The following is a 21,187-nucleotide window of genomic DNA, read 5'->3' as shown; positions in this document are numbered from 1 at the left end:
AATTGAGGCCACGCCCCACACTAGTGGGTTAATTTAAAAGTGAAGGAATATTATGACTTCTAAAACAGTTTTACATGCTAAGCACCTAGAAGCTGGCGCAAAAATGGTTGATTTCCACGGCTGGGAAATGCCAATCAACTACGGCTCACAAATCGAAGAGCATAATGCGGTTCGCACAGATGCAGGTATGTTTGACGTATCTCACATGACAATTGTCGATATTCAAGGCGAGCAAGCACAAGCGTTCTTACGTAAGCTAGTTGCAAACGACGTTGCTAAGTTAACAGTACCGGGTAAAGCACTTTACACAGGTATGCTTAACGAAGAAGGCGGCGTAATCGACGACCTTATCATCTACTTCTTCTCAGAAACGAACTACCGTTTAGTTGTTAACTCAGCAACTCGTGAAAAAGATTTAGCGCATTTAGCTAAAGTTTCAGCTGATTTCGCCGTAACGGTAACTGAGCGTCCTGAGTTTGCAATGATTGCTGTTCAAGGCCCAAATGCACGTGCCAAAACAGCAACAGTACTTACTGCAGAGCAACAAGCTGCTGTTGAAGGTATGAAGCCTTTCTTTGGTGTGCAAGCAGGTGATTTATTTATTGCGACAACAGGCTATACTGGCGAAGATGGTTATGAAATCGTAGTACCTAACGATCAAGCTGCTGATTTATGGCAACAACTTCTAGACGCAGGCGTAGCGCCAGCAGGTCTAGGTGCTCGTGATACATTACGTCTTGAAGCAGGTATGAACCTTTACGGTCTAGATATGGACGAAAGCGTTTCTCCACTTGCTGCAAACATGGCGTGGACAATCGCATGGGAGCCAGAAGATCGTAAGTTTATTGGTCGTGAAGTATTAGAACAGCAACGCGCTGACAAGAGCACAGACAAACTAGTTGGTTTAGTGCTTGAAGAAAAAGGCGTATTGCGTAGCGGTTTAAAAGTCATCGTTGAAGGTGGTGAAGGGGTGATTACCTCTGGTACATTCTCACCAACCCTTGGTCACAGTGTTGCGCTAGCACGCGTTCCGCGTTCAACTGGCGAAACAGCCCAAGTAGAGATGCGTAAAAAACTGGTTAACGTTAAGGTTGTTAAACCTTGCTTTGTACGTAACGGCAAATCAGTTATCTAAACTATAAAAAATTTGGTGTTATCACCCAATATAAACCAAAGGAACAAAAAGATGAGCAATATCCCAAGCGAATTAAAATATGCTACTTCACACGAGTGGGTTCGCGACGAAGGTGACGGTACGTTTACTGTAGGTATCACTGAGCACGCACAAGAACTTCTTGGCGACATGGTATTCGTTGAATTACCAGAAGTTGGTGATGAAGTTGACGCGGGTGAAGACTGCGCAGTAGCTGAGTCTGTAAAAGCAGCATCAGACATCTACGCACCAATCGGCGGTGAAATCGTTGCAATCAACGAAGAGCTTGAAGATTCGCCTGAAACAGTAAATAACGACCCGTACACTGACGGTTGGTTATTCCGTATCAAAGCATCTGACACATCAGAGCTTGATAACCTGTTAGACGCTGAAGGCTACGCTAACACAATCGACGAAGACTAATTAATTAGTCACGCCGACTAAAAGCCCCGTCTAGATCCCCAGCTAATTAAATGCGTAGCTTGGGTTTCACTGGGGCTTTTATGATTTTATAGCTTACTTTTCCATACGCTGTAAGTTACTGAATCAACCTGTTTTTAAGTTATTGCCAGTTACCCATTGGCAGTAACCACTTTTTTTTGGATCATAGGAATCTGGACAAATGTCAAACGCCAAATCTCTTGAACAATTAGAGCAAAAGCAAGATTTTATTCGCCGTCACATTGGGCCAAGCCCAGCGCAAGTAAGCGACATGCTGAGCGCTCTTGGAGTATCGAGTGTTGAAGAGCTGATCGGTCAAACGGTACCTGCAAGCATTCGCTTAGAGCAAGGTTTATCAATTGGCGAAAGCCGCACTGAAGTTGAAACACTAAGCTACTTAAAATCAGTAGCAAGCAAAAATAAAGTGTTCAAATCATACATCGGTCAAGGCTACCACCCAACTCACGTGCCACACGTAATTTTACGTAACGTACTTGAGAACCCAGGCTGGTACACTGCGTATACACCATACCAACCAGAGATTGCACAAGGTCGTTTAGAATCATTATTAAACTTCCAGACTATGACCCTAGACCTAACTGGTCTTGATTTAGCAAGCGCGTCATTACTTGACGAGTCAACGGCTGCTGCAGAAGCAATGGGTCTTGCAAAGCGTGTTGCTAAAGCTAAAAAAGCTAACATCTTCTTCATTGCTGATGACGTACATACACAAACAATCGACGTTGTTGCTACACGTGCAGACCAGTTTGGTTTTGAAGTGGTTGTTGGTCCTGCAAGCGAAGCGGCTAATCATGAGATTTTTGGTGCATTATTCCAATACCCATCAACAACCGGTGAAATCACTGACGTAACTGACCTAATCGCACAAGTACAAGACAAAAAAGCGATTGCCTGTGTTGCTGCAGACATCATGAGTTTATTAATGCTTAAAGCACCAGGTAAACTAGGTGCAGACGTAGTACTTGGTTCAGCACAGCGTTTTGGTGTACCTATGGGTTACGGTGGTCCACACGCTGCATTCTTCGCAACACGCGACAAGTACAAGCGTTCACTACCAGGTCGTATTATCGGTGTTTCTAAAGACCGTTTAGGTAACGACGCACTACGTATGGCAATGCAAACACGTGAACAACACATTCGTCGTGAAAAAGCCAACTCGAACATCTGTACAGCGCAAGTATTACTAGCGAACATGGCAGCGTTCTACGCGGTTTATCACGGCCCACAAGGCCTGAAAACGATTGCTGAGCGTATTCACCGTTTTGCAGACATCTTAGCTGCAGGCTTAAAAGCGAAAGGCGTAAACCTTAAGCACGACACATGGTTCGATACACTGACTGTTGTTGCAGATAACAAAGACGAAATCGTTGCACGAGCAGTAGCAAACGGCGTTAACTTTGCGTCTAACCGTGCAGGTGAATACTCAATTTCTGTATCAGAAACAACAACTCGTGCAGACGTAGCAGAGCTATTCGACATCATCTTAGGTGAAGGTCACGGCCTAAGCGTCGACGCACTGGCGAACGAAATCGAAGTAAACGGCAGCAACTCTATTCCTGCAAGCCTAGTACGCGATGACGAAATTTTAACGCACCCTAACTTCAACTCGTACCACAGCGAGACTGAAATGTTGCGTTACATCAAGCGCCTAGAGAACAAAGACTTAGCGCTTAACCACTCAATGATCTCATTAGGTTCATGTACCATGAAACTTAATGCGACAGCTGAGATGATCCCTATCACTTGGCCTGAGTTTGCAAACTTACACCCATTCTGCCCACTTGATCAGGCAGCGGGTTACCAAATCATGATGACTGAGCTACATGATTGGTTAGTAAACATCACAGGTTACGATGCAGTTTCACTACAACCTAACTCAGGTGCACAAGGTGAATATGCAGGCTTAATCGCAATTCGTAAATACCACGAGTCACGCGGTGAAGGTCACCGTAACGTATGTTTGATCCCAAGTTCAGCGCACGGTACAAACCCAGCGTCTGCACAAATGGCAAGCATGAAAATCGTGGTTGTTGACTGTGATAAAAACGGTAACGTTGATATGGCAGACCTTAAAGCGAAAGCCGAAGAGGTATCTGAAAACTTATCTTGTATCATGATTACTTACCCATCTACACACGGTGTTTACGAAGAAACAATTCGTGAAATCTGTGACATCGTGCACCAGCACGGCGGTCAAGTGTACATGGACGGCGCAAACATGAACGCGCAAGTTGGTGTTACAAGCCCAGGTTCAATCGGTTCTGACGTATCGCACCTTAACCTACACAAAACATTCTGTATTCCACACGGTGGTGGTGGTCCAGGTGTTGGCCCTATCGGTGTTAAATCTCACCTAGCGCCATTTATGCCTAACCACAGCGTAATTAATGTTGCTGGCACAAACATCGGTAACGGCGCGGTTTCTGCTGCCCCTTACGGCTCAGCAGCTATTCTACCAATCTCGTGGGCATACATTGCTATGATGGGCTCTGAAGGCTTAAAACAAGCAACAGAAATGGCTATCGTGAACGCTAACTACTTATCTGAGAAGCTAAGCGAGCACTACCCAATTTTATACCGTGGCCGTAACAACCGCGTTGCGCACGAGTGTATTGTTGACCTACGCCCACTTAAAGAGCAAACAGGCATCACTGAAATGGACGTAGCTAAACGTCTACAAGACTACGGCTTCCATTCACCAACTATGTCATTCCCAGTAGCGGGCACACTAATGATTGAGCCAACTGAGTCTGAGTCTAAAGTTGAGATCGACCGTTTCATCGAAGCAATGGTGTCAATCAAGTCAGAGATCGACCGTATCGCATCTGGCGAATGGTCAATTGAAAACAACCCGCTAGTGTTTGCACCGCACACACAAGCAGACGTACTAGGCAATGAGTGGGACCGTGCATACGACCGTTTCTACGCAGCATTCCCTGTACCAAGCGTAGCAAAAGACAAATTCTGGCCTACAGTAACCCGTATCGATGACGTATACGGCGACCGTAACCTAGTTTGTTCATGCCCAGCGGTTGAGACTTACCGTGACTAAGGTTTAATTTGATCAGAGTTATTATAGTTTGGGAATGATAATTATAGATTGGGAAAGTTATTAAAGATTGGGAATTCTTTTCCCAAACTATAACTCTTGAAAAGGTGAGCAAATTAGCTCACCTTTTTTATGTAAAAAAATAATAGAACATGTAAGATTATTTACATAATAATCAAGTAAAAGTGTAAGCAGTGAATATTCTATACTCGTGGTTGGGTAAAACTGATATCAGCAACATGAAAAAGGATGTTAGTGGTCCTATTTCTGTTATAGCTCTCAAAATGGCACAGCCGTTTGATAAAATTGTAATCATTGCCAATTCTTGGGATGAGAGTTGGGCCGATTATGAAAACTGGCTCAAGAAGAAATTAGCAATAGCACATCGTCCATATGAAGACGTGTCTATTAATAGAGTAAGAATTTCTAGCCCAATTGACTATAAATCAATTTCTGATGTATCACAAAAGTGGATAAATAAACTTTCAGCAGAAAGTGAAAGTTTATTTATAAATTTATCATCTGGTACTCCTGCTATGTCGGCTGTAAGCGTTATCCTAGGGAAAGGAAAAAACAACACTAACTTTTGTCAATCAAAAGAAGGTGGTGAAATTTTTATAGACGACATTCCTTTTAACTTTGTTGCTGAATATGACGCTTCCGTTGCAAGGTCAATTTCATCAAGAGCATCTACTTTACCTGTCCAAAGCAAAGCATTTAAAGATATCACTTCGATATCTAGCCAAATGAAATCGGTTATTGAAAAGGCTGAAAAATTAGCTGAATTGGACTTGCCTGTATTGGTTCTTGGTGAGACAGGCACTGGTAAAGAAGTTATATCCAATGCGATTCATAAAGCTAGCAATCGAGCTTCTCAACCAATAAAAACGATTAACTGTGGCGCTCTACCTGAAAATTTAGTCGATTCTATACTTTTTGGGCATGTTAAAGGTGCGTTTACTGGCGCTGTAAAAGACCACTCAGGTTTATTTGAACAGGCAGATGGTGGCACTTTATTTTTAGATGAAGTCGGTGAGCTGACACCAGATGCTCAAGTAAAGTTGTTAAGGGCACTGCAACAAGGTGAAGTAACACGTGTCGGTGATGACAAATCAATAAACGTTGATGTTAGAGTTATAGCAGCAACTCATCGCGATCTATCTGAAATGGTTGCGAATGGAAAGTTTAGGGAAGATTTATTTTATCGCTTAGCAGTAGGAGTCATAGAAATCCCTGCTTTAAGAGATAGAATGGAAGACATAGAGCCACTAACTGAATCCCTTGTAAACGAAATTAATTCAACAGCGAGTAAATATAAGAATTACAAAAATAAACGCATTTCAGCTAAAGCGATGCAGTTTATTCGAGCACAACCATGGCGAGGAAATGTAAGAGAGCTTTGGAGTACACTGAATCGAGCACTTCTTTTATCAAATAACGTTGAAATTACAGAGCAGGATATTATTGGTTCTTTAATACAAAGAGCAAAGAAAGATAACAATTTAGATGTACATCTAGCGCTAGGCGATGTTGTTGATCTTAACAAAATCAAAGAGGACATCGAGAGAGCGTATGTAACTGCTGCATTAAAGGCTACAGGAAATGCCAAGGTTAAAACTGCAAAAATGTTAGGACTTGGTGTTCATCAAAACTTAGATACATTATTGAACAAGTTAAAGATAGAACTCCCAAAAAAGAAGCAAAATAAGAATTAATAAAGTCTTTCTAAATCCTATCAAATCATACTAAATCGGTTTAAACCATGTTTACAGTTAACAGGTTACGTGCGATATTAGGATTAGCGAAAATCTAATTTAAATATGGCTTAAATAATGACCGAAAGATGGCTTTCAGTTGAGGAAATAGCAACTCACTTGGGTGTTAGCAAAGACACAGTTTACGCTTGGCGTGAAAAAAAAGGATTGCCAGCACACCGAATTGGACGATTTTGGAAATTCAAAGCAAATGAAGTAGACGAGTGGGTAAGAAGTGGAAGTGCCTCAGAGTCTTCTGAAGGAGATAGTAGATGAGCGATAAGCTATCTCTAACACTACGTCCTGCAATGATCCACGAAAATCTAATTATTGCTGAAGAGTACAATAAATTTAAAGATTGGACTCAAGTTCGTGATGAAGTGATTAGCAACAACCTTCTTCAGTCACGAACCGACAGCACCTTAAAAACAATTTATGGTGAAGTTTCAAAGAGGTTAAAGAACCTTACTGACGAAGAATTGGCGTTGATGATTGAGTCTGATGCTGACGTTAAGCATTTAGTGTGGCTCGCCATTTGCCGACAATACCCATTTACTTATCAGTTCGCGGTTGAAGTATTGTCTGAATACTATGACAGAAGCCGTTATCAGCTTTATTCCGAAGACTATGATGCTTTTCTTAATGCGAAGGCAGAATGGCACAGTAACCTTGATAATATAACGCAAAAATCTCGTTATAAATCACAACAAATCATGTTCAAAATGCTGGTTGAGTGTGGATTGATCACAAAAGAAAAAGAAATATTAAATCAGCAGCTATCTCCAAAGTTGAGAGAGTTGATCTCACAAAACAATATCGATGATTTAAGGCTATTTCCGGGAGAGTACGTTTAATATGGCAGGGAAGTTTAATAGTGTGCTAACCAAATTGAATTTTAACGAAGCATACACTCACTTAACTGATGTTCTCTCTAGTCAGGCATTCACAAATATGGAAGGTCTGAATGGTGATATTCCTTTTCACATTTGTCCTTTTGAACCGTCATTACAAAGCCAAGTTAATTTGCTAGTGAAGCAAGTTAGAAACTACCTAACTGATGCTCAGGTAAAGACACTGGAAGTCAATTTATACGACATTGTTGTAGAAATATTAAAAGAAGAAGGCGATTGGGAATGGTTACTTGAAAATGAGTCGACCATGTCCAAACAAGAATTAAAAGAAGAGATACAGGGGATCGTTGATACCAAAACGGTATTAATTCCTGCAATTGTTAAAAAAATGTCCGAAGTTGATTTTGACATATTAATTATTACGGGTGTTGGTGAAGTCTACCCATATATCAGATCAAGCAATCTGTTAGAGAACTTACAAATAAAAGCCAAAGATAAACCAACTCTCATGTTTTACCCCGGTCAATACAAACACTCAGTAGAAAAAGGCACGTCGCTAATATTATTTGGCACATTAGAAGACGACAAATACTACAGAGCATTTAACATTTTAGATCGCGCTATATAAGGATTAAGCTGCATTATGAAATTATCTGAATTATTCGCTAAGAAAGTCGATAGGCCAATTGAAGGTGTTATCAAAGCCGATGACGATGTTGCGTTATATCTAGAGCTAGATGAGTACGTTATTACGGATGAAGTTGCAAAACGACTCGACATATTTCTGGACGCTTATCTTAATTACAATGGCGCTAATGGTGTTTGGGTTTCAGGCTTTTTCGGTTCAGGTAAATCTCACCTTTTAAAAATGCTAGCGTTATTATTGGAAAACAATCCAATTGAAGGCATTACTCCGCTAGAAATCTTTTTAGAAAAGCGCCCCTTGAATGAAGGGGGAATTTTTGCGAGTGACCTTAAACGTGCCGTTGCTATCCCTTCAGAAAGTATCCTTTTTAACATTGACCAGAAAGCGGATGTTATTAGTAAAACCGAGTTGGACGCGTTAATTGCTGTATTCGTGAAGGTTTTTGACGAACATTGCGGCTTCTATGGAAAACAAGCCTACATCGCCCAATTCGAAAGAGAACTAAAAGATGATGGCTTATTAGAAGACTTTAAAGCGATCTTTAAATCTACTAGTGGTATGGAGTGGGAAAAAGGCCGAGCTAGAGCTAAACGAATGGCTGATGCGGTAGATAAAGCATATAACCAAGTGTCAGGCCAGTCAGTAACGGGAATTTTAGATAAATACCGCGATGATTACAGACTCTCAATTGAAGACTTTGCTGAGCAGGTTCAAAGTTATATAGAAAAACAAGAAGAAGGCTTCAGGTTAAACTTTTTTGTGGATGAAGTAGGTCAATATATTGCTGGCAATACCAAGTTAATGACCAATCTACAAACGGTAGCAGAAAGCTTAGCGACTAAATGTAAAGGTCAAGCGTGGGTCATTGTTACTGCACAAGAAGACATGTCAAAAGTCATCGGTGAAGTTGAACAGAATAGTGAGAACGATTTCACAAAGATCCAAGCTAGATTCAAAAACCGCATGAAGCTTACTAGCCAAGATGTCGCCGAAGTTATTCAGCGCAGATTACTTGAAAAGAAAGATGAATTTATTCCAGCGCTTTCTGATCTTTACCATGAGCAGGAAAATAATTTCAAAACGTTATTCGATTTTGCTGATGGTTCCCAATCATATAGAAACTTTCGTGATAGGGAGCACTTTTTACAAAGCTATCCTTTTATCCCATACCAATTTGGCTTATTTCAATCTGCGATTCAAAATCTATCTACGCACAGTGCTTTCGAGGGTAAACATAGCTCAGTCGGTGAGCGTTCTATGCTTGGTGTATTCCAAGAGGTAGCGATTGCGATAAAAGATCATAGCCTTGGGGAATTAGCTACATTTGACCTGATGTTTGAGGGGATCAGAACAGCTTTAAAAACGGCGAACCAGCAATCAATATTAAGAGCTGAAAACAATTTAGACAGTGATTTTGCCGTCAGATTATTAAAAGCACTGTTTTTGGTTAAGTACGTTAAAGAGTTTAAACCAACCATTAGAAACTTATGTGTCTTAATGCATGATAGCTTCTCACGTGATATACCTTCGTTAAAACTTAAAGTAGAAGAAGCTCTAAACCTACTTGAAAAAGAAACTTACATTCAACGTAACGGTGATTTGTTTGAGTATTTAACAGACGAAGAACAAGACATCGAAAAAGAAATAAAGAATACGGAAATCGATTCAGATGTTGTTGCCGCTGAGTTAGAAAAACTAATTTACGATGGTGTGTTAAAAACACGAAAAATTCGCTGGGAAGAGAATAAACAAGATTACCCTTTCAGTCGCAAACTAGATGACAAGCTATCTGGTCGTGAAAGTGAGTTGGCTATCAACGTGATCACGTCTTTCCACGATCATAGAGATGCATTTGAGAAGCATAAGTCAGATACCTTATTCAATGATGAGTTAAGAATTGTACTTCCAGAAAGCGCAAGACTTGTTAGTGATCTGGTTTTGTATAAACAGACTGAAAAATACGTAGCCCATGAAACTAAAGCGACACAGCAAGATACAACTAAACGCATTTTAACTGAAAAAGGCATTCAAAATGTTGAGCGTTATAACCAACTTAAAGCATTAACATCAAAATTAGTTGGTTCAGCAAAGTATTATGTTGCGGGTAAAGAAGTTGAATTGTCTGGAGAAGACGGCCAGAACAAAATGTTGAAAGCATTTGGAGAGTTAATAAAACACACATACCCAAATTTAAAAATGCTGCGAGACATACAATTTAATGAAAACGATATCGCTGACATTATTAAAAAAGCAGATCAGGGACTATTTGGTGACGACACTCAACTACCTGAAGCTCAGCAAGAAATGTTTTCGTTTATACAAAGTAATAGTCGAGGCGGTGTAAGAACAACGGTTAAGTCATTAATCGACAAGTTTGAACGCAAAACTTATGGTTGGTCATATGCTGCGATCCTATGCAATCTTGCTCACTTGTGTGCTAGAGGTAAAGTTGAAGTTCGTGAATCAACTAATTTATTAGATGATGGTGAGCTTGTTCGCGCTCTAAGAAATATGGCTTTGCATGCCAATCTTATACTCGATCCGCAAGTGGAGTTCACGCCATCGCAAATCAGAGCGGTTAGAGACTTCTCTCAAGATTACTTTGATAAACCACTCCTTGCTACCGAGGCGAAAGCGATAGCCAAAGAAGTGCAAGAGTCGTTTTCAGAGCAAGCTATAACGCTCGATAAAATGCAAGCGCAAGCAGCACAGTACCCATTTTTAAGAGCACTTACAGAAATCATAGAAAAATTAGGTGAGCTAAAGTCAAAGCCTTATACATGGTTTATGACCGAGTTGGCTCAACAAGAAGATACTTGGTTCGACTATAAAGATAAAACCATCGAACCTATGACTAAATTCATGAATGGCCCTCAAAAAGCAACTTATGATAACGCAAGAAAGCTAATCACAGAGCAGTCAGCCAATAGTGAATATGTAGAAGGCGATGAGCTTCAAAAGATTAAAGATGCATTAGTCAACGCTACCATATACAAAGGAAGTGCCATTCAGCAGTTGAAAGCTGATTCTGAACTGCTTGCAAGCAAGATCACCAAAAAGGTTGAAGAAGAAAGAAACCAAGCGTTAGAACAAATTGATTTGAAGAAGTCACAATTACAAGGCTTTAATGAATTTATAAACTTGGATAGTGGTCAACAGCAGCAATTATTAGCTGAGTTTGAACGTATTATAGATAAGGTAAAACAGCAGTCTTTAATCGCCATGATCCGTGACGATGCTCGTCGCTTCGAGGAACATACATATTCTCAGTTAGTGCAAAAAATGATGGCGTGGTCTCAGCCCATACAACCAACAAACGAGCCTTCTGAACCAAGTGGGACTGATGATGGAACAGGAAGTGAACCTAATAGCGGCACTTCTGACGTTGTACCGGGTGTCAAAGAGCCTGCGAAACCTGAGATCCAGAGCGTATCAGCGAAGCAAATCCGAGTTGCATATAACAAACCTTGGTTGTCTACAGAAGATGATGTAGATGGGTATGTTGAGGAGTACAAAAAGGCTTTGTTGGCAGCTATTAAAGCAGGGAAGCACATTCAATTATGATAAAGGGAATAACACTCGAAAACTTCGCAGCTTTTAAAAAGCTAGAGTTAGAGTTTTCGTCAGGTATCAATATCATCATTGGCGAGAATAGCTGCGGTAAAACGCAAATCTTGAAATCAATTTATGCCTTATCATCTGACTCAGGTGTTACTGATAAATTGTTAGGTTTATTTAAACCCCACAATGGAAAGCTATCAGGTTTGTATCATCGTGGTGGCGATGGCAAAGCTAGAATTACAGTTGAGGATTCCACAGGGCAATTCTCTATTGCTGAATTTGGTCCTAGAACTGAAAAAGTGAAAGGTGACAATTCAATTGCTAAAGCTGGAAAGCCTGTACTAATTCCAACCAAAGAAGTGTTATCACTTCTGCCTGCAATTCAAGCTGAAAGCGTCACAACTGAAGCTTTAAATGCTTTATTTGATGACTCAATAATAGATTTGTGTCGAATTCTTTTATCAGAACCTAGTGTTGAACTGACTGAAGCTGTTAATAGTGATCCTCGTTTAGGTGAAATTATTCCTATGCTAGCTAATGCTATTGGCGGCAAATTCGAGATTAATGGTAACGAACACAATTTTGTTAAAGGAACATTTGTTGAAAGAAAGAATCCTGATGCATCTTCGGGCCAAAGCGCAAGAGCATATGCGGATTTTAAAAAGCTTGAATTTAAGACAGAAAAATCAACAGAAACATCAGTAACTATGACAGCAGAAGGTTACCGAAAAATTGGTTTATTACAACGACTAATTGATGTCGGTGCTTTAGCTAGAGGGCAAGCAAATATACTTCTTTGGGATGAGCCTGAGTCGAACATTAATCCCATCCTTATGAAGTTGCTTGTTAATTGTTTGCTGGCGTTAGCTCGCAATGGACAGCAAATAATTGTTGCTACACATGACTATGTTTTACTGAAGTGGTTTGAGTTACTGAGTGATGAAGATAAGGGGGATCACATTACTTATCACTCTTTATATAAAAATAGTGAAAGTTTTAATATTGATAAGACAACCACAGAGGAATATCTAGAATTATCGCCAAATGTTATTGACGAAGCTTTTGGGAATTTAATTGATCAAGAGATCATTAATGACATGGGGAACTTAGGGAAATGATTCCTGTTGAAACAGATGGTTTTAGGTTTGAATTTTCTGACGCTATTGAGGCTTTTGTATTCGATGAAGCTGACTCCACCAAACCTAAATTCCACGGTGTCCCAATGAAAGGTGTTGACATTGTCGCTGAGTTTGAAGATGCATATGTGTATGTGGAAATTAAGGACTACGATGATGAGTTTGCTGCTGCTTATGATGTTAACGATGGTTCAACTGGAGATGCGTTAAAGGAAAGGCAGAAGGCTTTTAAATGGCTCAAAAACTACTTGAAGTACAAATATAGAGACTCTTACTTGTACAGGCATGCTGAAGATAAAACAGATAAACCGATTCATTATATTTGCTTGATGACATTCGATAACGCCTTAAATTCGAAGTTCACAAAGGCGCTTAAGCAAGAGCTGCCAATTGGAAGAAAGAGTCAAAGGTGGACTAAATCGTTAGCGACAAGCTGCCAAGTTTTAAATGTGGAAAGGTGGAATCAAAACTTTCCTAAGTGGCCTGTCAGCATTATAACAGGGTAATCCGAGAAGAATTATGGACACATCAAAATTAAAAAAATTTGCTCAATACGCTCGTAGAAGCCTGATTGAGCAAGTGCAAAGTAAATTAAGGTTAGTATTAGCACAAGACAGTGCTGCAAGACGTGAATATCCTCATGCGGTAAAAGAACTCGAAGCTAAACAAAAAGAGTTCGGGGATGACAAACTTCTAATTGAACAAGTGGCATATACATGGTTTAACCGTTTTTGTGCGCTTAGATTTATGGATGCCAATCAATACAACCGTATTATGGTGGTATCGCCAATTGCAGGCCAGTTCCAACCTGAAATTTTAGCAGAAGCGAAAGCTGGGCATTTGGATGAGTCTGTTTTTGATGCTAAGACCAGTGGCAAGATCCGAGGCTTGTTATCGGGGACTATTCCAAGCCGAGACGGGCAGGCAGAAGCCTATCGCTTAATTATTGTCGGTGTATGTAATGATTACCATCGATTAATGCCCTATTTGTTTGAGCGTATCGAAGATTACACTGAACTCCTTATGCCTGAAGACTTATTATCAGGTAATTCAATACTTGCCTACACTCGTGAGGCTATGACTCCAGAGAATTGTGAGTCAGTTGAATCAATTGGCTGGCTATATCAATTCTACATTTCAGAAAAGAAAGATCAGGTATTTGAGGGTTTAAAGAAAAACAAAAAGATTACGCCTGAGAATATCCCTGCGGCCACTCAGTTATTTACACCGCATTGGATTGTTAAGTACTTAGTCGAAAACTCGCTTGGTCGTTTATGGATGCTAAATAATCCAAGCTCAAAAGTGATTGAGCAAATGGATTACTACATAAAACCTGTAGAAGAAGAAAATGATTTTCTTAAGATAAGTACACCTGAAGAGCTTAAGATATGTGACCCCGCTGCTGGCTCAGGGCATATGCTTACCTATGCCTACGATTTACTCTATGCGATTTATCTTGATGCAAACTACGACCCTGCTGATATTCCAGAGTTAATTTTAACTAAGAATTTATACGGCATCGAAATTGATGAGCGAGCTGCCGAACTTGCTGCATTTGCCCTTAGTATGAAGGCGATGAAAGGGAATCCTTTTGATGACAGTAATAACAGAAGACGCTTTTTCCGCAACCCGATAAAACCCAATATTTGCCGATTAGAAAAAGTTAAAATTAATGATGCTGATCTAGAGGAGTACATCGAATTTGCAGGTAAGGAGTTGTTTACGGCTGATGTTCGAGCAACGCTTAAAGAATTTGAGGAAGCAGATAACTTTGGTTCGTTGATTCAACCAACATTAAAAAATGCAGAAGATGTAAGAGCAGTTTTGGAAGCTAAAGATGTTTCTGGACAGTTGTTTTTAACTGAAATTCACAAGCGCGTTTTACGGTTGGTCGGTCAAGCTGATTACCTATCTCAGAAGTACCATGTGGTTGTTGCAAATCCCCCGTATATGGGGACTGCTGCAATGAACCCTTCATTAAAAAAATTCATAGGCAAAAATTATCCTAAGTCAAAGCCCGACGTCGGTGCAACCTTCATAGAGCGTAACGTAAAGTTGGTTCTGGAAAGCGGCTATGCCTCCCAAATAGTGATGCAGGGCTGGATGTTCCTTTCTCGTTATGAAGATCTTCGACGTTCTATATTGCATGATACGGAGATAATTTCCTTGGCACATCTAGGTGAGCGGGCATTTGATAGTATTGGTGGTGCAGTAGTTTCAACCGCAGCCTTCGTATTGAGAAATCGGAAACCAAAGTCAAATATAGGTGCATTTATTCGACTTACTGAAGGTCGCTCTGAGGCAGAAAAGTCCCAAGTCCTTCTTGACGTGTCAAAAGGTGTTAGCAAGGCGCTTTATTTTAGGCGCCAAAACGATTTCGAAAGGATACCTACCGGTCCTATTTCATATTGGTTGACAGAAGAAACTTTACGTCGGTTTTCCGATAGTCCTTCTTTCGGAACCCTTCTGGATCCAAGAAAAGGGTTGGTTACAGCCAACAATGAAAAATATGTCCGCTTCCATTGGGAGGTGTCTAGAAACAAATTAGGGAGAAGTTTCGCAAATCGAGAAGAAGCTAAATTTTCAGGGTTGAAGTGGTTTCCTTATAACAAAGGTGGTGAACGGCGAAAATGGTCGGGCAATGATTTGTTCGTTGTTGACTGGTTCGATGATGGGCGTGAGATGCAAACAACAAAACATCCTACAGATAACCGAATTTGGGCGACGAACTTTAATTTGGAGTATATTTTTAAGAAGGGGTTGACTTGGTCCGATATTACTACCGATGGTCTTGTGACTAGAATAATGCCGGAAGGCTTTCTATTCGACGATACAGGGAAAAGTGCTTTTCTACACAAAAATAGCTCCATATCTCTAGAGTATGCAGCAAGCGTTACAAATACTAAGGTAGGCGACTATATCTCTCAAGTTCTTAATCCAACGCTGCATTTTCTGTCAGGTGATTTTGCCAGATTTCCTTGTGTAATTATTAACGAATCTGAGATTGAAGAGCGGGCGAAACGTGCCATTCAGATTTCAGATGAAGACTGGAAAAGCTCTGAAATTGCCCCGGAATTTACTGAGTGCGCGTTACTTTCAGCCAATCACCGAGACGAAACATTGAAGGGTAGTTACTGTAACCTTAGGTTATATTGGCGAAAGATGACAAATGAAATGCAGACTCTAGAAGAACATAATAATCACTTATTCATTAATGCCTACGGTTTGCAAGAAGAACTTTCTCCAGAGGTAGCAATAGAGGAGATTACCCTTACCTGCAATCCATCATACCAATATGGGGCGCAGGGAACGGATGAGAGTAACGAGACTCGCTTACTAGCGGACAGCATAGCAGAGTTTATTAGCTATTCTGTGGGCTGCATGTTTGGGCGTTTCAGCTTAGCCGTCCCCGGTATGATAATCGCAAGTCAAGGTGAGCAGATAGATAATTATTATGCAAAAGTAGCTGAAACATCTTTTATGCCTGACGAAGATAACGTGATTCCTGTTATCGACTTTGAAGGTGATTGGTTTGAGGACGATATTTCTGAGCGATTTAAAGAATTTTTAAAAGTGACTTTTGGCGAAGAAAACTTTGCTGAAAATTTAGCATTTATCGAAGATGCAATTGGTAAAGACATCAAGAAATATTTCTTAAAAGATTTCTACGCTGACCATGTTAAACGCTATAAAAAACGCCCGATTTACTGGATGTTCTCTAGTCCTAAAGGCTCGTTCAATGCTCTGATCTATATGCATCGTTATCAGCCAGATACGGTAAGTATTGTGCTTAACGATTATTTACGTGAATTCAGAACAAAATTAGAAGCGCGAAAAGAAAGCTATGAACAAGTTGAAATTAGCGCTTCTGCTAGCCAAAAAGATAAAACCAACGCGATTAAAGCGATTAGTAAAATCAACAAAGTGTTAGAAGAGATCAATGACTACGAGCACGACGTTTTATACCCACTGGCTGGCGAAAAAATTGAAATTGACCTAGATGATGGCGTTAAGCACAACTATCCATTATTTGGCAAAGCACTGAAGAAAGTCACAGGTTTATCGTAAGGAACACAATGGCAGGTGATTATGAAAAGGCGATAAGTATTCAAGACGCGATTAATAGCATTAATCGCGAATTTTTGTTGCCAGCAATTCAACGTAAGTTTGTGTGGAGTAGTCAACAGATTTGTTTGCTGTTTGATTCGATACTTCGTGGTTATCCCATTAATAGTTTTATGATGTGGGAAGTAACAGATAGCCAAATTAAAAATGACTATAAGTTTTATGAGTTTATTAGCGGCTTTTGTCAGCGTTTCAACGAAGAAAACCCTTACAAACCAACAAATGCAGCATCGGCCGATTTTAAAGCTGTGATAGATGGTCAACAACGACTCACATCTTTATATATCGGCTTGTGCAGCACTTATGCATATAAACAACCCCGAGTATGGTGGCCGACGTCACAAGACGATGCAGTTTTACCACCAAGGAAGTTGTATTTAGATTTGTTATCAGAAGTGAAATCTGATGATAACGAGTCAATGATGTTTTATAACTTTAAGTTTTTAACAGATAAGCAAGCCGCTTCGAAAGATCATCATTGGTATTGTTTGCACAATATTCTTAGAGAAGAATTTTACGCAGAACCTACTGATGTTTTGATGAATGTTGTTTTACCCTATATTCAAAAGCACAAACTTAATGGTAATGACTTTGCTCAGAAAACACTATTTAAACTTTATTCCGTAATTCGACATCAAAAATTGATTCACTACTTTAATGAACAAAGCCAAGAAATTGATCATGTACTGGATGTGTTCATTCGTACAAACAGCGGCGGTACTAAGCTAGATTTCTCTGACTTGTTGATGTCAATTGCAGTAGCAAATTGGGATGGTGACTTTAGGCATGAAGTTGATAGCCTCACTAAGTCTATCAATCAAAGTTCTGATATGGGGTTTTATGTTGGCCGAGACTGGATACTGAAAACTTGCTTAATGCTAACCAATTCCGACGTAAAATTTAAAGTGAAGAACTTTAAGGCAGAGCAAGTTGAAGCAATACAAAATCAATGGCCTCAAATTAAGGCGTGCATAAAAGAAACCTTAAAGCTAATTCGTAGATTCGGTATAAACCCACAATCCCTAACATCAAAAAATGCTGTTATACCTGTTTGTTATTACCTTTACAAAAAGCAGGCTGGCGGTGGAGCTTTGTATAAAGATATTAATAATCTATCTAGATGTGTTGAACAGAGAAACGTTATTAGTAAATGGTTTTATATGGTACTGCTCAAAGGTGTGTTTGGTGGACAAGCTGACACAATTTTATCTGGAATGAGGGATGTTTTAGACAAAAACCTTGCACAACCAATATTTCCAATAGAAGCCATTATTGAAAAGTATAAAGGGTCTAATAAAGATCTGCGTTTTGATGATGAGTACATCGAAAATTTATTGGATATACAGTATGGAGAAGGTAAATGTAGAGCGTTATTACATCTGCTTTTTCCTGAAATGAATCCAACTGAGACCTTCCATATAGATCATCTGCATCCAAAAGATTCATTTAAAAAGGGGAATTTGAATAAACATGAATTCCTCAAAAATAGCGATGAATTGTTTAACTTTTATTCAGATCCCAAACACTGGAATAGCATAGCTAATTTACATTTACTAAATGACTCTCAAAATATGTCTAAAGGGGCGCTTCCTCTAGTAAAGTGGATAGATTCCGCGGAAGTGAATGTTTCAAAGAACAATATTTTGTTAGAAGATAATGACAGCTTATGCTTTTCAGAGTTTAAAGCGTTTTTTGAAAAGCGCAGACAGGCACTAAAAATTAGATTGCAAAACAGAGTGTTCATGACGGAAGTACTAGATCTAGAAATTGCTGAAGACGATCAAGATGAAGAAGTGGTAGACGAGGAAGTAATGTCATGACATCAAGAATTTCCAACGCCTTAGCGCGACTATTTACAAAACACAGAATCGTATTTTGGTACGACGACAAGCAAGAGTTGCGTAATGACTTCGAAACGCTTGAGCTTGAGGACGTTAAAAAAGTTGAAATTGATAATAATGAGTTTTCACTTAAGCACATCTTGTTGCGTGATGACCACAAATCAAGATTCTTAGTATACAAAGAAGGTAGTCAGCCAGAGCCAGTTAAGAATTGGCTATACGACATAGAGCTAGCGAATACGGTATTTAAAACAGATCAAAATGCAATTTGGTTAAGTGAATTAGAGCTGCCGAGTGAATTTGCTGAAATTGTTCAGCAACATGCTGCTTTTTTTGAGCCTGAAGGCAAAGCAAAAGAGGCCGCTTCACAAGATGAAGAACGAAGAGCCACATTAAAAAACTTAATTGAAAGTGACGATACCTTAAGTCGCATTAGGTTAAAAATGTTGGCAATAGCAACTGGCGCAAAGCAAAAAGGGGATGTGCGTTTAGACGTTGCCCTTGAACGTTTGATTGCTGAAAAAGCCGAGAGTAAGACTTACAAGTTTATTGAGCGTTGCAACTTGCATCACTTTCTATGGGAGCAAGTGAACAATCATTATGGTTATCAGAGTGATAGCCCATCAGTAATGGATTTTGTGTTTGAGCTGTTTAAGTACTGTTATTGTGCTGAGCTACCAAGTGGTTTGCAAGGTGTCAGTCAGGACTCTGATGCAGCTAAATTGCAAAACATGACTAATAACGCTCTAGTATTCTTTAAACGATGGAAAGACAGCAGAACCCATCAAGAAACATTTGAATGGTTGTCTGAGCAATGTTCAAACTCAATGAAAATTGAAGATGACCTTCAGCATCGCTCTCTAAAGGATGTACTGGATCTGGATTACTTTAGAGTCATTGACAAAAAGGTGATACATGAATTGGTTAACGGCGTTGCTAAAAGAACCTTATCGCAAGGCGAAGTAGCGCTGTGGTGTCGTCAGCGACGACAAGGTCATTGGTATAAAGATTTTGAGTTATTGTACGACGCTGTTGATGTAGCAAGCCAGTTCTTTGCATTGTTAGACACGACTCAACTTGATATGCCATCAGCGACTGAAGCGGTTCAAAGTTATACTCGCCATTGGTTTAAGTTAGATCAGTTATATCGTAAATACATTTACGCGCTAAAAGCGTCGTCACAACACTCGTTGCTTAGCTCGCTTACTGAACAAATAGAAAATTTATATATCAATAACTATGTACAGCCATTAACTAATGGCTGGCAACAACATGTTAATGATATGGATAAATGGCAGGTTAGCGGTGTTGATCCTCAAAGCAGATTCTTCAACAAATATGTTGAGACCAATTACCTAAACAAAAATAAAAAGGTTTGTGTGATCATATCTGATGCATTCAGGTATGAAGCTGGTGAAGAAATGGTAAGCCGAATTAGGCAAGAAGACCGTTATGAAGCAAAGCTAAACCACGCTTTGTCGTCTTTGCCTAGTTATACGCAATTAGGCATGGCCTCGTTGTTACCACAATCAAAAGAGTATCCACTGCGCTTGGCTGATAGCAAAGGCACTGTATTTATGGGAGAGCTATCAACCCAAGGTACTGATAACCGCGATAAGGTGCTAAAGACCATTCATGGTGAACGAGCAAGTGCGATTCAGGCTAAAGAGCTGTTGGAGATGAATCAGACCAACAGTAGAGAGCTGTTGAAGGGAAATGACGTTTTATACATTTACCATAATCGAATTGACCATGCTGGCGATAAAATGCAATCGGAAGGTGAAGCGTTTGAAGCAACTGAGAAGACTTTTGATGATTTAATTAAGCTAATTAAGAAATTAGCCAATGCCAATGCTAACAACTTAGTTATCACCGCTGATCACGGCTTTATTTATCAAAATAGTGCGTTAGATGACAGCGATTATTCTGCGAAGGATGTTGAAGGCGAAATTGTTTATAACGATAGACGTTTTGTTTTAGGTAAAAATCTCAGCGCGGGGAGATCATTTAAAACGTTTACTGCCGAGCAATTGGGCTTAACTGGTGATGTTCATGCTGTTATTCCAAAAGGAATTCAACGGATGAGGCTAAGCGGCTCTGGCAGTCGTTTTGTTCATGGTGGAGCCTCACTTCAAGAGACCATTATCCCTATCATCAGTATTAATAAAAAGCGCTCTAGCGATATCACTATGGTTGAGGTTGAAGTATTGCGCAGCGGCTATAGCATCATAACGAGTGGGCAGATATCGGTTACTCTGTATCAAGTTGAAGCAGTGACTGACAAAATCCAACCTAGAAAGTTACGTTTAGGTATATATACCGAATCAGGCAAGCTGATTTCAGATAGCCATACGGTGGACGTAGATTTAACTTCTGAAAATGCGCGTGAACGTGAGATGAAGTTACGATTCTTACTCAACCAAGAAGCGGATTCGGCTAACCATCAAGAAGTTATCTTAAAGTTAGAAGAGCCTGTTGCTGGAACAAACCAATGGGAAGAATACAAACAGTTACGCTATACCATTAAGCGCTCTTTTACATCTGATTTCGATTTTTAAGATAGCAGACGATGAATAATAAAGTTGAAAGGGACTTTAACTACTAAATTT

General features: G+C 39.8%; 13 protein-coding genes. All 13 read left to right on the top strand.

From position 1 onward, the window contains the following. Positions 1-52: 52 nt before the first annotated feature. The 13 genes from gcvT (at position 53) to pglZ (ending at position 21,136) form a co-directional block, all read left to right on the top strand. Complete coding sequence (gcvT, locus tag HCZ11_RS07695; RefSeq protein ID WP_167658119.1) at positions 53-1,135, top strand: glycine cleavage system aminomethyltransferase GcvT; 1,083 nt, start codon at positions 53-55, stop codon at positions 1,133-1,135. 51 nt (positions 1,136-1,186) lie between these two features. Then, complete coding sequence (gene gcvH / locus HCZ11_RS07690) at positions 1,187-1,576, top strand: glycine cleavage system protein GcvH (protein WP_054551324.1); 390 nt, start codon at positions 1,187-1,189, stop codon at positions 1,574-1,576. Positions 1,577-1,775: 199 nt separating this feature from the next. Continuing rightward, positions 1,776-4,667 (top strand): aminomethyl-transferring glycine dehydrogenase, encoded by a 2,892-nt coding sequence (gene gcvP, locus HCZ11_RS07685; RefSeq protein ID WP_167658118.1) that lies wholly within the window; start codon positions 1,776-1,778, stop codon positions 4,665-4,667. A gap of 191 nt (positions 4,668-4,858) precedes the next feature. Beyond that, on the top strand, positions 4,859-6,379 hold the full coding sequence (locus tag HCZ11_RS07680) for a sigma-54 dependent transcriptional regulator (RefSeq protein WP_167658116.1): 1,521 nt from the start codon (positions 4,859-4,861) through the stop codon (positions 6,377-6,379). Positions 6,380-6,496: 117 nt separating this feature from the next. Further along, positions 6,497-6,694: a helix-turn-helix domain-containing protein gene (locus tag HCZ11_RS07675; protein WP_010607323.1), complete on the top strand. Its 198-nt coding sequence runs from the start codon at positions 6,497-6,499 to the stop codon at positions 6,692-6,694. Next, positions 6,691-7,272 carry a DUF1819 family protein gene (locus HCZ11_RS07670; RefSeq protein WP_167658114.1) on the top strand — a complete coding sequence of 194 codons (582 nt, stop codon included), beginning with the start codon at positions 6,691-6,693 and terminating at the stop codon, positions 7,270-7,272. The genes HCZ11_RS07675 and HCZ11_RS07670 overlap by 4 nt, the downstream gene beginning before the upstream one ends. A 1-nt stretch (position 7,273) precedes the next feature. After that, complete coding sequence (locus tag HCZ11_RS07665; RefSeq protein WP_167658113.1) at positions 7,274-7,897, top strand: DUF1788 domain-containing protein; 624 nt, start codon at positions 7,274-7,276, stop codon at positions 7,895-7,897. A gap of 15 nt (positions 7,898-7,912) precedes the next feature. After that, positions 7,913-11,479 carry a BREX system P-loop protein BrxC gene (brxC, locus tag HCZ11_RS07660; RefSeq protein WP_167658112.1) on the top strand — a complete coding sequence of 1,189 codons (3,567 nt, stop codon included), beginning with the start codon at positions 7,913-7,915 and terminating at the stop codon, positions 11,477-11,479. Next, positions 11,476-12,594 (top strand): ATP/GTP-binding protein, encoded by a 1,119-nt coding sequence (locus HCZ11_RS07655; protein WP_167658111.1) that lies wholly within the window; start codon positions 11,476-11,478, stop codon positions 12,592-12,594. The genes brxC and HCZ11_RS07655 overlap by 4 nt, the downstream gene beginning before the upstream one ends. Next, the gene (locus HCZ11_RS07650) at positions 12,591-13,118 is read left to right on the top strand and encodes a hypothetical protein (RefSeq protein ID WP_167658110.1); all 528 of its coding nucleotides are present in this window, start codon (positions 12,591-12,593) and stop codon (positions 13,116-13,118) included. Before HCZ11_RS07655 ends, HCZ11_RS07650 begins: the two co-directional genes overlap by 4 nt. A gap of 13 nt (positions 13,119-13,131) precedes the next feature. Next, positions 13,132-16,680: a BREX-1 system adenine-specific DNA-methyltransferase PglX gene (pglX, locus tag HCZ11_RS07645; protein ID WP_167658109.1), complete on the top strand. Its 3,549-nt coding sequence runs from the start codon at positions 13,132-13,134 to the stop codon at positions 16,678-16,680. Positions 16,681-16,688: 8 nt separating this feature from the next. Then, positions 16,689-18,557, top strand: a complete 1,869-nt coding sequence (locus HCZ11_RS07640; RefSeq protein WP_167658108.1) for a DUF262 domain-containing protein — start codon at positions 16,689-16,691, stop codon at positions 18,555-18,557. Beyond that, complete coding sequence (gene pglZ, locus HCZ11_RS07635) at positions 18,554-21,136, top strand: BREX-1 system phosphatase PglZ type A (RefSeq protein WP_167658107.1); 2,583 nt, start codon at positions 18,554-18,556, stop codon at positions 21,134-21,136. Before HCZ11_RS07640 ends, pglZ begins: the two co-directional genes overlap by 4 nt. Positions 21,137-21,187: the final 51 nt, after the last annotated feature.

This window comes from Pseudoalteromonas sp. HF66 (genome assembly GCF_011806445.1).
In the GTDB taxonomy this organism is placed as follows: Bacteria; Pseudomonadota; Gammaproteobacteria; order Enterobacterales; family Alteromonadaceae; genus Pseudoalteromonas; species Pseudoalteromonas apostichopi.
Note: the sequence above shows the minus strand (reverse complement) of the source record. Positions and strands in the feature narration are given on the sequence as shown.